The sequence below is a fragment of the Pelodictyon luteolum genome (assembly GCF_001622165.1).
GTDB classification, from domain to species: Bacteria; Bacteroidota; Chlorobiia; order Chlorobiales; family Chlorobiaceae; genus Chlorobium; species Chlorobium luteolum_B.
Genome location: NZ_LVWG01000009.1, coordinates 20,237 through 32,784, shown reverse-complemented (window position 1 = coordinate 32,784; position 12,548 = coordinate 20,237). Strand labels below are relative to the sequence as shown.

The 12,548-nt window shown below is 58.8% G+C and carries 14 protein-coding genes; all 14 read left to right on the top strand.

Features of this window, described 5'->3' with window-relative positions:
• Window positions 1–21 precede the first annotated feature (21 nt).
• The 14 genes from A3K90_RS00835 to A3K90_RS00770 all read left to right on the top strand — a co-directional run bounded on the left by A3K90_RS00835 (window position 22) and on the right by A3K90_RS00770 (window position 12,456).
• On the top strand, window positions 22–804 hold the full coding sequence (locus A3K90_RS00835; RefSeq protein ID WP_303680713.1) for an ABC transporter substrate-binding protein: 783 nt from the start codon (window positions 22–24) through the stop codon (window positions 802–804).
• The gene (locus A3K90_RS00830) at window positions 789–2,324 is read left to right on the top strand and encodes a cobyric acid synthase (RefSeq protein WP_303680712.1); all 1,536 of its coding nucleotides are present in this window, start codon (window positions 789–791) and stop codon (window positions 2,322–2,324) included. Before A3K90_RS00835 ends, A3K90_RS00830 begins: the two co-directional genes overlap by 16 nt.
• Window positions 2,321–3,367, top strand: a complete 1,047-nt coding sequence (gene cobD, locus A3K90_RS00825; RefSeq protein ID WP_303680711.1) for a threonine-phosphate decarboxylase CobD — start codon at window positions 2,321–2,323, stop codon at window positions 3,365–3,367. Before A3K90_RS00830 ends, cobD begins: the two co-directional genes overlap by 4 nt.
• On the top strand, window positions 3,364–4,326 hold the full coding sequence (gene cbiB / locus A3K90_RS00820; RefSeq protein WP_011357872.1) for an adenosylcobinamide-phosphate synthase CbiB: 963 nt from the start codon (window positions 3,364–3,366) through the stop codon (window positions 4,324–4,326). Before cobD ends, cbiB begins: the two co-directional genes overlap by 4 nt.
• Window positions 4,327–4,358: 32 nt before the next feature.
• On the top strand, window positions 4,359–4,901 hold the full coding sequence (locus A3K90_RS00815; protein WP_011357871.1) for a cob(I)yrinic acid a,c-diamide adenosyltransferase: 543 nt from the start codon (window positions 4,359–4,361) through the stop codon (window positions 4,899–4,901).
• 76 nt (window positions 4,902–4,977) lie between these two features.
• A complete protein-coding gene (locus A3K90_RS00810; RefSeq protein ID WP_011357870.1) occupies window positions 4,978–5,946 on the top strand; it encodes an iron ABC transporter permease in 969 nt (322 codons plus the stop codon).
• Between the two features lies 1 nt (window position 5,947).
• The gene (locus tag A3K90_RS00805) at window positions 5,948–7,213 is read left to right on the top strand and encodes an ABC transporter ATP-binding protein (protein WP_303680710.1); all 1,266 of its coding nucleotides are present in this window, start codon (window positions 5,948–5,950) and stop codon (window positions 7,211–7,213) included.
• Between the two features lie 5 nt (window positions 7,214–7,218).
• Window positions 7,219–8,025: a cobamide remodeling phosphodiesterase CbiR gene (gene cbiR / locus A3K90_RS00800; protein ID WP_011357868.1), complete on the top strand. Its 807-nt coding sequence runs from the start codon at window positions 7,219–7,221 to the stop codon at window positions 8,023–8,025.
• Complete coding sequence (gene cobU, locus A3K90_RS00795; protein ID WP_011357867.1) at window positions 8,022–8,552, top strand: bifunctional adenosylcobinamide kinase/adenosylcobinamide-phosphate guanylyltransferase; 531 nt, start codon at window positions 8,022–8,024, stop codon at window positions 8,550–8,552. Before cbiR ends, cobU begins: the two co-directional genes overlap by 4 nt.
• 44 nt (window positions 8,553–8,596) lie before the next feature.
• Window positions 8,597–9,661, top strand: coding sequence for a nicotinate-nucleotide--dimethylbenzimidazole phosphoribosyltransferase (gene cobT, locus A3K90_RS00790; RefSeq protein ID WP_303680734.1), 1,065 nt, complete (start codon window positions 8,597–8,599; stop codon window positions 9,659–9,661).
• Between the two features lie 4 nt (window positions 9,662–9,665).
• Window positions 9,666–10,427, top strand: a complete 762-nt coding sequence (locus tag A3K90_RS00785) for an adenosylcobinamide-GDP ribazoletransferase (RefSeq protein WP_303680709.1) — start codon at window positions 9,666–9,668, stop codon at window positions 10,425–10,427.
• Between the two features lie 125 nt (window positions 10,428–10,552).
• Window positions 10,553–10,960, top strand: a complete 408-nt coding sequence (locus A3K90_RS00780) for an OsmC family protein (RefSeq protein WP_303680708.1) — start codon at window positions 10,553–10,555, stop codon at window positions 10,958–10,960.
• Between the two features lie 45 nt (window positions 10,961–11,005).
• Window positions 11,006–11,965 (top strand): SLAC1 anion channel family protein, encoded by a 960-nt coding sequence (locus A3K90_RS00775; protein ID WP_303680707.1) that lies wholly within the window; start codon window positions 11,006–11,008, stop codon window positions 11,963–11,965.
• Complete coding sequence (locus tag A3K90_RS00770) at window positions 11,965–12,456, top strand: DUF134 domain-containing protein (protein ID WP_011357862.1); 492 nt, start codon at window positions 11,965–11,967, stop codon at window positions 12,454–12,456. Before A3K90_RS00775 ends, A3K90_RS00770 begins: the two co-directional genes overlap by 1 nt.
• Window positions 12,457–12,548: the final 92 nt, after the last annotated feature.

Sequence of the window (12,548 nt, the reverse complement as noted above, 5' to 3'; positions counted from 1 at the left end):
TCAGTTAATCGCGTATTAATCATGAAGAGAATTGTATTGGTGCTTCTGCTTTTCTTTACATCAGCAGAGGTTTCTGCAACGGATCGCATTATAAGCCAGTCCCCGTTCATCACCTATATGCTGCAGTATCTCGGAGTGGCAGATCGAATAGTTGGTGTCAGCCGCTATGATTTCATGGACCTTCCTAAAACAGGCGGCATTATTGATCCTGACGGGGAGGCCATTGCCCGTCTCCATCCCGATTATATCTTTACGTCCGACTGGACTGATCCGAAGGTGCTTCGTGGGGTGACGCCTAAGAACGCTCGAGGAGTCGTACTTCATGGTTTCAAAGGGATGGGTGAAGTAGAGGAGAGCATCCGCGTGATTTCCGATGTATTGGATCTTCCTGACGGAGATCGCCGTGTTGCAGAGTTTTCCGCCAAATGGCGCAAGGCAGCGGCAGAAGTCCATGGGGACGGTAAACGAACCCTCATTCTCTCAAGCTGTGCCGGCTCCCCGTTTTCATTCGGTAGGGAGACCTATCTTTATGAAATATTTACTGCTGCAGGCTTCAATGTTGTCGAAAATCATCCGACCATACGGCATCTGAACAAGTCAGAGGAGATCAGGACCGTTGCCGAACTGGTTCGGCTGACCAGCCCCGATGTCATTTTCGTGCTGCATGACAGCGCCCATGGATGCGTAGTGCCGCTGGAGGGTGCGAAATGCCATGTGGTAGAGCTCAACGGCGAGCATTTCGTATACCCTGCACCGCAGATCCTCAAGGGATTGAAAGACCTTAAAGCATGGAAAAAACTCTGATGACAGCACATTCCATAGCCGTTCTCGGCACTGCCTCCGACGTTGGCAAGAGCATCGTAGTTACGGCGCTCTGCAGGATATTCCGCGATGCGGGCATTGATGTCGCACCATACAAGGCGCAGAACATGTCGAACAACTCCGGAGTGACGCCGGATGGTATGGAGATCGGCCGCGCTCAGGTCGTTCAGGCCGAGGCGGCCCGGGTTGCGCCGACTGCCGACATGAACCCCGTCCTCCTGAAACCCAACACCGATACCTGTGCGCAGGTCGTGCTGCAGGGAAAGGTATCCTCGACCGAGAGTGCGAAGGGGTATTTCAAAGATACCTCGAAGTGGGCGGCTGCGGCATTCGAGAGCCTGCACCGGCTGATGGCAAAGCATGAACTGCTGGTTATTGAAGGCGCGGGGTCCTGCGCAGAGATGAACCTCTATAAGCGCGACTTCGTGAACTTCCGTACGGCCCGTGAAGCGGGAGCTTCGGTGATTCTTGTTGCCGACATCGACCGCGGGGGCGTATTTGCCCAGGTTGTGGGCACCCTTTCCATCATCCCTCCCGAAGACCGTGCGCTCGTCAAAGGGGTCATCATCAACCGTTTCCGGGGTGATATTGACCTGTTCCGGGAGGGCGTGGAGATGCTCGAAGCGATGAGCGGTGTGCCGGTGCTCGGCGTCATTCCGTATTTCAGGGGGTTTACCATTGATGCAGAAGATGCTGTTCCGCTTCAGGCGAAGGTAGATCCCGGTGGAGGACCTGCTGAAGGCAAGGTAGGCGTGGCGGCAATCTATTTTCCCCATATCTCAAACTTTACAGACCTGTCTCCGCTCGAAGAGGATCCGTCGGTCGATCTTCACTATCTGCACCGCCCCCGTTCGCTTGAGGGGTACAGGATGCTGGTTCTCCCGGGATCAAAAAACGTACGAGGGGATCTTGAGTGGCTCCGGAGCATGGGATGGGAGGAAGAGATCAGTGCATTCCGCCGTTCGGGAGGCATGATTTTCGGTATCTGCGGCGGGTTCCAGATGCTCGGTCGGAGCATTGCCGATCCGCACGGGCTTGAAGGAGAGCCCGGCACGAGCGAGGCGCTTGGCGTTCTGGAAGTCAGCACCGTGCTGGATAAGGAGAAATATCTTTCAAATTCCCTTGGCAGACTGCATGGTGCCGATGTGGCGGCTTCAGGGTATGAAATCCATATGGGCCGTACGGCTGTCGAGGGTTCATGCCGCCCGTTTCTGCAGGTTACCGAGCGAAACGGTTTGCCGAGCGAGGATACCGACGGGGTGGTGAGCGAAGACGGACGGGTTATGGGCACCTATTTCCACGGTATTTTCGATGAACCCTCCCTTCGCCACCATTTCCTGGAGGAGGCTGATTCCAGCTACACGCCTCCCGGGGAGGAGATCAGCCGCCGGCTTGAGTCGGACCGCAGCTATGACATGCTTGCCCGGCACTTTTCAGACAATCTTGATCTTGACAGGCTTTTTGCCCTTGCCGGCAGGCTGTCGCCAAAGGAGCGCGTGTGAGCAGTCTCTATGACCATACGCACGGGGGTTCTCCGGCTTCATCGGGCGCCATGCTGGACTTCAGCATCAACATCAGTCCGGTTCTTCCGCCGATCGGCCCGGTCGTCGTCGAGCCTTCTGAGTTGATGAGATACCCCTCCATCGACGGGGCAGGGATCCGTTCGTTCTATGTGGACCGGTTCAAACTTGATCCCAATTCGGTGCTTCCTCTGAACGGGGCCGCTGAGGGCATCTACCTCCTGCCGCGGGCCCTCGGTCTCCGGCGGGTGCTTATCCCTGCACCCTCATTCTACGAGTATGAGCGGGCATGCCGCATTGCGGGTGCGGAAGTCGTATGGATGGAACTCAGCGAGGCGGACGGTTTTGCGATGCCATCGTTCGAGCGGCTGGTTTCTGCAATGGACGGTGTTGACGCCCTGTTCCTCGCCAACCCCAACAACCCGACAGGAACTGAACTTCCGCCCGGGATGCTGCCGGGACTCGCAAGCCGGTTCCCTGAAAAGTGGTTTATTGTCGATGAGGCGTTCATCCAGTATACCGCGGCATTTCCCCGGAATTCGCTGATGCGGGAGGTCATGGCCATGAAGAACGTGGTCGTGGTGCACTCCCTGACGAAGTTCTATGCCCTTCCGGGGCTTCGCCTCGGTGCGGTTGTCGCCCATCCCGATGTCATTGAACGATTGCTCTTCCACAAGGAGCCGTGGACGGTGAACGCTGTGGCCGAGCAGGTGGCCGGGAGGCTGGCCGGATGCGGCACGTGGGAGGAGTCGCTCCGCAAGATGCTCGCTGCAGAACGTGAAAGGATACAGCGGGAGTGCTCCTCAATCGAGGGTCTCACGCTCTATGGCGGCAGTGCGAATTTCTTCCTCGCCCGCTCGACCCGCTCTCTTGATGTTCTGCTCCCTCAGTTTACCAGGAAGGGGATCCATCTGCGCGATGCAAGAAACTTCCGCGGACTGGAAGGGGAGTGGTTCCGGTTTGCCGTAAGGACACCCGATGAAAACACCCGCCTCATCGCTCTCTTTCGTGAGGTGATGCCATGATGGAGTCGGTGTGGCTTGTTCTGGCGGCGTTCCTGCTTGACCTTGCATTCGGCGACCCCAGGTGGCTGCCGCATCCGGTCCGTGCGATGGGGAGCCTTGCTGCCGCTCTTGAAGCACGGCTCCGCCGCACCGCGCTTCCGCTTCGCTTTCAGGGCATCCTTGCCGCGGCATCAGTCATTGCAATCTCCTCCGGTGCGGCCTGGGCCGTCATCAGGGGCGCGGCGGCACTGCACCCGCTTTTTGCCGATGTCGTCTCGGTGCTTATTATGTACAGCTGTTTCGCCACGCGTGACCTTGCCGACCACGCCCTTGCCGTGCTCAGTCCGCTTGCGGCAGGAAGACTCAAAGAAGCCCGGCAGCGGGTCTCATGGATGGTCGGTCGCGATACGGAGGTGATGGATGAAGACGCCATTGCCCTTGCCGCCACCGAAAGCGTGGCAGAGAATACTGTTGACGGAGTGACTGCCCCGATCTTTTACGCGCTCCTTCTTGGGCCTCTCGGCGTAGTTGCATACAAGGCGGCAAGTACGCTTGATTCAACCTTCGGGTACCGCAATGAGCGCTATATGGAGTTCGGATGGGCATCGGCCCGGTTCGATGATCTCGTCAACTTTATCCCTGCACGGCTGACCGTCTTTGCCATAGCGCTTGCGGCTGCAGTCGCGAAACTGCGGGTTTTTGATATATTCAGGGCTGTCCGGGAGGGTGCAGCTCTTCATGAGAGCCCCAACGCAGGATATCCGGAATCCGCCTTTGCCGGTGCGCTGGGGGTGATGTTCGGTGGAGAACGCAGCTATGGCGGGGTGCCGGATATGGCGCCGGTCCTTGGCGTACGCGCTGAGCGCTGCAATGCCCGGACGCTTCGGGGTGCCATAGGGCTCATGCGGCTGACGGCATTCTTTTTTCTCGGGGGCGGGGTTCTGCTGTCGGCAGCCATCGGCCACTTTCTTTTACAATGACCAACATTAACTCATAACAACGGAACACTGCGATGGGTGAGGCTGAGAGAAATGCAAGGCGTATCCTTCTCTTTACCGGCAACGGCAAAGGCAAAAGCACTGCGGCATTCGGCATGCTGGCCCGTGCGCTCGGCCACGGCATGCGTGCACGGGTGATTCAGTTCGTGAAATCCGACGGCGAGGTCGGCGAACAGAAGTTTTTCAGCGCTTTACCGCTGGTGGAGTGGTCGCAGCATGGCAGGGGATTCCTTCCGCGTGACCCTGACAGCCCCCAGATGGCAGACCACAGGGAGGCCGCGGCCGAAGGGCTGTCGGCCGCACTTGCCGCCCTTCTCGACCCCGACTGCGATTTCGTCCTGCTCGACGAGGTCTGTTTCGCGCTCTCCAGAGGGCTTATCGAGTCTGCACCCCTCATATCCGGCATCAAAGGTGCCGCTGACGGGAAGATCGTCGTCCTGACCGGCCGCAATGCGCCTCAGGAGCTGCTGGACCTGGCCGATACCGCTACCGAAATGACCATGTTGAAGCACGGCTACGAAGCGGGCATCCCTGCCCAGAAAGGAGTGGAAGATTAAGTATCCTTCCATCTATAGAAACCCTGAAAAGGCGGTCTGTGCCGATAACCGGTTCACGGCCCGGAAGCCCCGGCGGTTGCGGGTGGTGGCCTTTCTTGCTGCCGTTCCTCTCCTTCTCGTGCTCTCGCTCCTCCTGGGGCCTTCCGGCATCGGCATTCCCGACCTCCAGACCCCTTCAGGCAATGCCATCCTGTCGCTTCGCTTCAGCCGACTCCTGATGGGGCTCATGACCGGTGCCGCTCTCTCGGCTTCCGGCGTGGTCTTTCAGGCACTGCTCCGCAACCCTCTGGCAGAGCCTTACGTACTCGGCGTGAGCGGCGGGGCGGGGCTCGGCGCCACAATCAGCATTCTGGCCGGGGCCTCTCTTGCTCTTCCCTTCAGCCTTCCGGTCATCGCTTTTGTGTCCGCCGTCTTGACCCTCATCCTCGTCTACGCAATCGCCAGCCAGGGCACAGGCGGCCAGCCATCGGTCTACAGCCTGATTCTTGCGGGAGTAATCGTCAGCGCCATATGCTCGAGCATCATCATGTTTCTGGTTTCGAGTGCAAGCGTGGAAGGACTGCACAATGTCATCTGGTGGATGCTCGGAAGTCTTCAACCCGCTTCATCTTCACAGCAGCTCGCTGCGTCCCTTCTGGTCTCGATCGGCCTCATCGGCTCCTGGGTGCTGTCGCGGCCGCTGAATGCCCTCGTGCTCGGTCGCGACATGGCGCACTACCAGGGTATCAATGCACGGCTCATCATCGTTCTCGGCCTGCTGCTTGCAACCCTGCTTGCAGCCACCGCAGTTTCTCTGTCAGGCATGATAGGGTTTGTCGGGCTCATCGTGCCGCATGTGGTCCGGGCCTCGTTCGGACCCGACCACCGGAAGCTGATTCCGCTCTCAGCATTGGGTGGCGGGGTATTTCTCGTCATGTGCGATGCTCTCGCCCGTACCCTCATCGCTCCTGTCGAAATACCTGTCGGGGTCGTCACTGCGCTTGCCGGAGGCCCATTTTTCCTCATTATCCTCCAGAAGCGGATGAAACAGGCCTGGATCAGCTGAGATGGCAGGCGAAGCACTGACATTCAGGGACGTAACTGCCGGCTACAGCCACCGCCGTGTGCTCGACGGGGTGAGTTTTGCTGTCAGGGAAGGGGAGTTCGTCTCCCTCATCGGCCCCAACGGTAGCGGCAAAAGCACCCTTCTGAAGACTGCTGCGGCCCTTGTAAAGCCTGTTGCCGGGTCGGTCGAGTTATTCGGACAGGATGTCTGTACTCTCCGGCCCTCTTTGCGCGCATCGCTGCTCGGGGTGGTGCCGCAGAAGCTTGATGCTCCGATGGCGTTCAGCGTCGCTGAAATCGTGATGAACGGCCGTGTCGGGTCTATGGGGCTGCTCGGCCGCCTCTCCCCCCATGACCACGACCTTGTCGAGCGCGCCATGATCTACACGGACGTTCTCGATCTCCGCAACCGGTATTTCGGGGAACTCAGCGGCGGCGAGCAGCAGCGCGTTGCGCTTGCCATGGTGCTGGCGCAGGAGCCGCGCATCATCATGCTCGACGAGTCGATCTCCCATCTCGACATCAATCACCGCAACGAGGTGCTGCAGATCCTGCTCAACCTGAACCGCGAACAGCAGCTGACGATCGTGCTCGTCAGCCATGACCTCACGCTTTCAGCCTCCGTCTCCGACCGCCTGCTCCTCATGTATGAGGGCCGGCTTGCCGCCGACGGGGCGCCGCACGAAGTCCTTCGCCCAGACCTGCTCGGCCGGGTGTATGACTGCGAACTCCAGGTCCGTTTGGACCCCTTTACGGGTTCACTCCAGGTGACGGGGAACCTTGAAGGGCGAAAGATGAGCGGCAGCCCTGCAATCCGTACCCATGTGGTCGCCGGCGGGGGCAGCGGCATCGAGCTCTACCGTCGCCTGGTTCTCGAGGGGTTCGGCGTTACGACGGGTGTGCTCAACCAGCTTGATTCCGATGCCGAAGCGGCCCGGGCGCTTTCCATCCCCGCAGTGCTTGAACAGCCTTTTTCAGCGGTCGGGCAGGAGGCGGCAGATAAAGCCCGCGGGATGGTGGCCGAAGCCGATGCCCTGATCATCACCCATGTGCCTTTCGGTTCAGGCAACCTGGTCAACCTTCAGATCGCAGACGAAGCACTGCGCCAGGGCCTGCGGGTGTTCATCGCCCGGGGCCTTGAAGATCGGGACTATACGGAGTATAAAGCCGCCAGCCGCCTCGCTGCCGATATGACGGCAAGAGGCGCCCTGTCGTGGCAGACGATGCACGAGCTCATCATGAAACTGCAGCAACAGCAACCAACCTGATATCGATGGCATCACAGCATGCATTCCCCTGCCGCTTCGGGACCACTTCCTACATCATTCCGGATGCGATCATCCCTAATGTGGAGTATCTCAGAAAGCGGGTGGACGACATAGAGCTCGTCCTCTTCGAGTCCGACGAGTTCTCGAACCTGCCAACGGCCGACGATATGCGGCGTCTTATTGAGTTTGCCGCAGAAGATGACCTCACTTACTCGGTCCATCTGCCGCTCGACGCCTATCTCGGCCACAGGGACAGGGATGAGAGGGAGCGCTCGGTAGCGAAGTGCATGCGCATCGTCGAACTCACGGCCGATCTGCCGCGTTCGGCCTATGTGGTGCATGCTGAAGCGGGAAAGGGTGTTGACGTCAACACCTTTGACCAGTCAGCCCTCATGCGCTTCGCCGATGCGTTCCGCGCTTCTGCCTCACGCCTGCTCTCCTCCACGGATGCTTCTGCCAGCGAGTTTTCGGTCGAAACCCTCAACTATCCCTACGAACACATCTGGCCGGTGGTCGATGACCTCGGTCTCTCGGTGACGCTTGACGTCGGCCATATGATGCTCTGCGGGTTCCCGGCCGCTGAGTATTTCGACCGTTACCTGCACCGGGCGAGGGTGCTGCATGTGCATGGGGTGCTGGAAGGGCGCGACCATGTCTCGCTCCGCCACCTTGATGCCACGATTCTCGACATGGTGATGGAGAGACTCAAAACACATCCCGACCTTGAGCGGGTCTTTACCATGGAAATCTTTTCTGAGGCTGACTTCCTTGATTCATGCAGCCTGTTTGACACAAGGAGGAGGCGGGCATGACGGATAAACCGACAAAGATTGTCTTTGTGACGGGCGGAGCCCGGAGCGGCAAGAGCACCTTTGCCTTGAGGCTTGCCATGCAGCATCGGCGGAGGGTGTTTCTTGCTACGGCCGAACCGTTCGATATTGAGATGCAGAGGCGCATCGGCCGCCACCGGGAGGAACGCGGTTCGGCGTTCAAGACCATTGAGGAGCCGGTTCAGATAGCCCGGGCACTGAAAAATGTCCCAGAGGAGACCGATGTGGTGCTGCTTGACTGCCTCACGGTATGGACCGGGAATCTCATGCACCGTTTCGGTGACGATGAACCGGCCATCTCGGCGGAAATTGATGCCCTCCTTGAAGTCCTCCTGCAGCCGCCCTGTTCCCTGGTCATCGTCACCAATGAAACGGGCATGGGCATTGTGCCCGAAAACGCCATGGCCCGCAGGTTCCGCGACATGGCAGGCATCATCAATCAGCGTGTTGCCTCCCGGAGCGATGAAGCATGGCTCCTGGCCAGCGGGCTGCCGCTTAAACTGAAATGACCAAACCCTCATCATTGCGCAACCTTTTTTCTGACACACCCTCCATGCAGAAACAGTTCCAGACCCTCATCGATGCGGTCCAGCCGGTTGACGGCACTCTTACGGAGGCCGCACAGGCGCATCTCGACGACCTTACCAAACCCCGTGGGAGCCTCGGCCGTCTGGAGGAGATTGCCCTGCAGTTCGTCCGGGCTACCGGATGCCTGAAGCCGGTGCTCACAAAGAAAAAGATCTGCTGTTTCGCCGGCGACCACGGCGTCGCTATAGAGGGTGTCTCGGCGTTTCCGGCCGAGGTGACACCCCAGATGGTCTACAACATGCTCTCCGGCGGAGCGGCCATCAATGTCCTCGCCAGCCATTCTGGAGCAGATCTCGACGTGGTCGACATGGGCGTGAACCATGATTTCCCTGAGACTGAGGGCCTCGTTCAGCGGAAGGTCGGGCGCGGCACCCGGAACATTACCGAAGGGCCTGCAATGACGGAAGCCGAGACCCTTATTGCCCTTATGGCGGGAGCCGGCATAGCCCTCTCCGCCCATGAGGCCGGTTACCACCTGCTTGGAACAGGGGAGATGGGCATTGCCAATACGACGCCGGCAACCGCGCTCTATGCTGTGCTTCTCGGTATAGCGCCGGAGACGATCGCCGGAAGGGGAACCGGAATAGACGACCAGCGCCTGGAGCATAAAAAAACGGTGATCAGGCGCGCCATTGAGATCAATCAGCTACATTGTGGAACACCGCTAGGGACGCTAGCTGCGCTCGGCGGGTTTGAAATCGCCGGCATCGCAGGCTTCATCCTCGGTGCCGCTTCAGTCCGGCTTCCGGTCGTGGTCGACGGCTTCATCTCAACGGCAGGAGCCGTTGCTGCAATGAAGCTCTGTCCGGCCTCGTCCGGGTACCTGTTCTTCAGCCATCTCTCCAACGAGCAGGGCCATAGAACGGTGATGGAGTCGCAGGGAGTTCGACCGATTCTCGATCTCGACCTTCGACTCGGCGAGGGAACGGGCGGTGCGCTTGCCATGCATGTGATCGAGGGGGCAATACGGATATACAACGAAATGGCAACGTTCAGCTCTGCCTGCGTAGCCGGAAAAGAGGGGGAGTAAGAGGATGCTTAATGGTCTTGTGACGGGTCTTGTTACTGCACTAAGGACGCTCTCCGTGTTTCCGGTTCCGGGCAGAGAGGCCCGGTCGTTCAGCTCTGCCCTCTACTGGTTTCCTGCTGTCGGCCTGCTGCTCGGCCTCTTCGTGGCCGGGTCCGGCTGGATCGGATACCTGGCGGGATGGGACCGATTCGGTGCTGCGCTGATGGTTGTCTCCGGCCTTGTGGTTACCCGTGGCATGCATGCCGACGGCCTTGCAGACATGTTCGACGGATTCTGGGGCGGGCGCGACCGCGATTCGGCCCTCAGGATCATGAAAGATCCCAATGTCGGCTCGTTCGGTGCTCTGGGTCTTGGCTCTCTCCTGCTCTTCAAGTGGGTTGCCCTTGAACAGCTTCTTTCGTTCGGTGCCTTCGACTGGGTTATTGCTGGCGTGGTGCTTGCGCGCACGGCTCAGGTGGCGCTTGCCGTTGCGCTTCCTTACGCCCGCAGCGGCGGGGGCACGGCGGAGGGGTTTGTTGTGGGGGCGGGCCGCAAGCATGCCGTTGTTTCCTCCCTCTCAGCCCTTTTGATCATCGTCTTCGTCCTGAAAAGCACCCCGGGTGCTGTTGTCATTGCTACAGGAGCGTCTCTTGCCTCAACCCTCTTCATCGGCTGGCTCTCCAGTAAGAAAATAGGTGGAGTCACCGGAGACGTTCTCGGGGCGGTCAGCGAGGTGACGGAAATAGCCGTATGGACGGCTGGCGGACTTTATTTCATGCTGCGTTGAGGTTTCCGGCCGGGCGGATTTCTGCATTTGGTTCTACATGAGCATATGCTTATAATAGGCATCCCCCCTTTTGGCCGGGATCTGTTTCAGAGCATCTCCTTACACCCTTATTTCTATCTTACATCATGGGCAACGATATGATCATTTCGTTCGGCGGCGGCAAGAAAGTCAATGCCGAGTTCAAAGGATTCACCATTCATACCGACCAGTCTCCAAACGGAGGCGGCGAGGGCTCTGCTCCCGAGCCGTTCGCGCTCTTCCTTGCTTCCATCGGCACCTGTGCCGGCATCTACGTCTACTCCTTCTGTCAGCAGCGCCAGATCCCGACCGACAACATCCGTATCGTGCAGTCCCATTTCCCCAAAGAGAGTGGCCGCGGGATCGGTAAAATCGTCATTGACATCCAGCTTCCGGCCGATTTTCCGGAAAAGTACCGCGATGCGGTCATCAATGCGGCGAACCTCTGTGCAGTGAAGAAGCATATCCAGGATCCTCCGGTTTTCGAGCTTTCGACATCGATCGCCGCCTCCTGAGGGCCGCTCCGATTTTTTTAACCTGAACGCAGGACACCCGCTGCCATGGAAAAGATCCAGCGCCTCCGGCATTTTCCTGTCACCTTCTTTTCGCTTGTCCTCGGCATGGCCGGCTTTACGCTGGCCGTGCAGCGGAGCATGCCGCTTGCCGGTATGGGATCTCTTACCTCTGACTGGCTGCTCTACCTCACGCTCTCTATCGGCGGTGTCTCCGTACTTGCCTACCTCTTGAAATCCCTCCTGTATCCGGGGGAGGTCGCTCTTGAGTGGGCCCATCCTGTCCTGATCAATTTCTTTCCTCTGCCGGCCATCGTCCTCCTCATCTTTTCGGCGGTGTTTCTTGTCCGCGACATCGAGACAGCCCGCTATTTCTTCATGGTCGGTGTATTTCTGCAGTTCACCTCGTCTGTCGCCATCATTTCCAGCTGGATGTCGGAACCCCATTACAGGATCAGCCACATGACTCCGGCCTGGTTTATTCCGATTATTGGCTCGATCATTGTCCCTCTTTCGGGCGTAAGGCTCGGGAACCTCGAGCTCTCATGGTTTTTCTTTTCTCTCGGCCTGGTGTTCTGGATCGCCCTCTTTGTCATCGTCATGAACCGGATGATCTTCCATGCCTCCATTCCCGAGCGGTTCATGCCGACCCTCTTCATCCTCTTTGCCCCTCCGGCACTCGGCTTTCTCGCCTATCTCAGCCTGAACGGCGGCCAGCTTGATGCATTTGCCCGCATTCTCTATTACTTTTCCCTCTACCTCTTCGTCCTTCTGCTCTTCCGTCTCCCTTCGCTTTCACGGCTGGAGTTCCACCTCTCCTGGTGGGCGTACTCTTTTCCGATCGCAGCGAGGGTGCTGGCTTCCGTGAAAATGTTCTCCCTCACTGAAAACCCTTTTTTCCGGAGCATTGCGTTTTTTGAGCTCGCCTTTCTGGCCATTGTCGTGCTTTTTCTCATCATCCGTACGGCAACCGCAATGGTTTCCGGCAGTATATGCACCGAGGAGTGATGGGAGAAGGGAGCGAAAGCCGCAGCCGGAGAAAACCCGTCCGCCCCGGCAGGCCGGTCCTGTGCCGCTGTGTCGTCGGCAAGCCGAGGGCAACCTGCTTCAAGCCGGAGGGCGTGTCTCCCTCACGGCTGAAAGACGTGGTGATCACGCTTGACGAACTCGAGGCCATCCGTCTTGCTGACAAACTCGGCCTCTACCATGCCGAAGCTGCCGGCCTCATGAAGGTATCCCGCCAGACCTTCGGCCGTATCCTGGACTCTGCACATCGTAAGGTTGCTCTGGCGCTCGTCGAGGGTCATTCAATCTGCATCGAGGGCGGCCACATCCAGCCGCAGGATCCAAACGGCGAGCCTGACGAGCCGGGAATCTGTGTCTGCCTCCACTGCGGGACCGAAATACCGCACCATAACGGCACACCCTGCCGGACCCTTGACTGCCCCGACTGCGGCCGCCCCATGGTACGCCGTGGGCGCTGCTCCTCCATAGACTGACATGAAGCGTTAGAAAACAGTTTCCGAATTATTGTTTCATAATTATTGGCATATGCTTATAATGTCGTCACTCCGTGCCCCTCAGGCATGCA

Bases quoted from the DNA above. Each gene is read 5' to 3' on its own strand.
- A3K90_RS00830 (WP_303680712.1), top strand. From the start codon at position 789: ATGGAAAAAACTCTGATGACAGCACATTCCATAGCCGTTCTCGGCACT.
- A3K90_RS00835 (WP_303680713.1), top strand. From the start codon at position 22: ATGAAGAGAATTGTATTGGTGCTTCTGCTTTTCTTTACATCAGCAGAG.
- cbiR (WP_011357868.1), top strand. From the start codon at position 7,219: ATGGCATCACAGCATGCATTCCCCTGCCGCTTCGGGACCACTTCCTAC.
- A3K90_RS00815 (WP_011357871.1), top strand. From the start codon at position 4,359: ATGGGTGAGGCTGAGAGAAATGCAAGGCGTATCCTTCTCTTTACCGGC.
- A3K90_RS00780 (WP_303680708.1), top strand. From the start codon at position 10,553: ATGGGCAACGATATGATCATTTCGTTCGGCGGCGGCAAGAAAGTCAAT.
- cbiB (WP_011357872.1), top strand. From the start codon at position 3,364: ATGATGGAGTCGGTGTGGCTTGTTCTGGCGGCGTTCCTGCTTGACCTT.
- cobT (WP_303680734.1), top strand. From the start codon at position 8,597: ATGCAGAAACAGTTCCAGACCCTCATCGATGCGGTCCAGCCGGTTGAC.
- A3K90_RS00785 (WP_303680709.1), top strand. From the start codon at position 9,666: ATGCTTAATGGTCTTGTGACGGGTCTTGTTACTGCACTAAGGACGCTC.
- cobU (WP_011357867.1), top strand. From the start codon at position 8,022: ATGACGGATAAACCGACAAAGATTGTCTTTGTGACGGGCGGAGCCCGG.
- A3K90_RS00805 (WP_303680710.1), top strand. From the start codon at position 5,948: ATGGCAGGCGAAGCACTGACATTCAGGGACGTAACTGCCGGCTACAGC.
- A3K90_RS00770 (WP_011357862.1), top strand. From the start codon at position 11,965: ATGGGAGAAGGGAGCGAAAGCCGCAGCCGGAGAAAACCCGTCCGCCCC.
- A3K90_RS00775 (WP_303680707.1), top strand. From the start codon at position 11,006: ATGGAAAAGATCCAGCGCCTCCGGCATTTTCCTGTCACCTTCTTTTCG.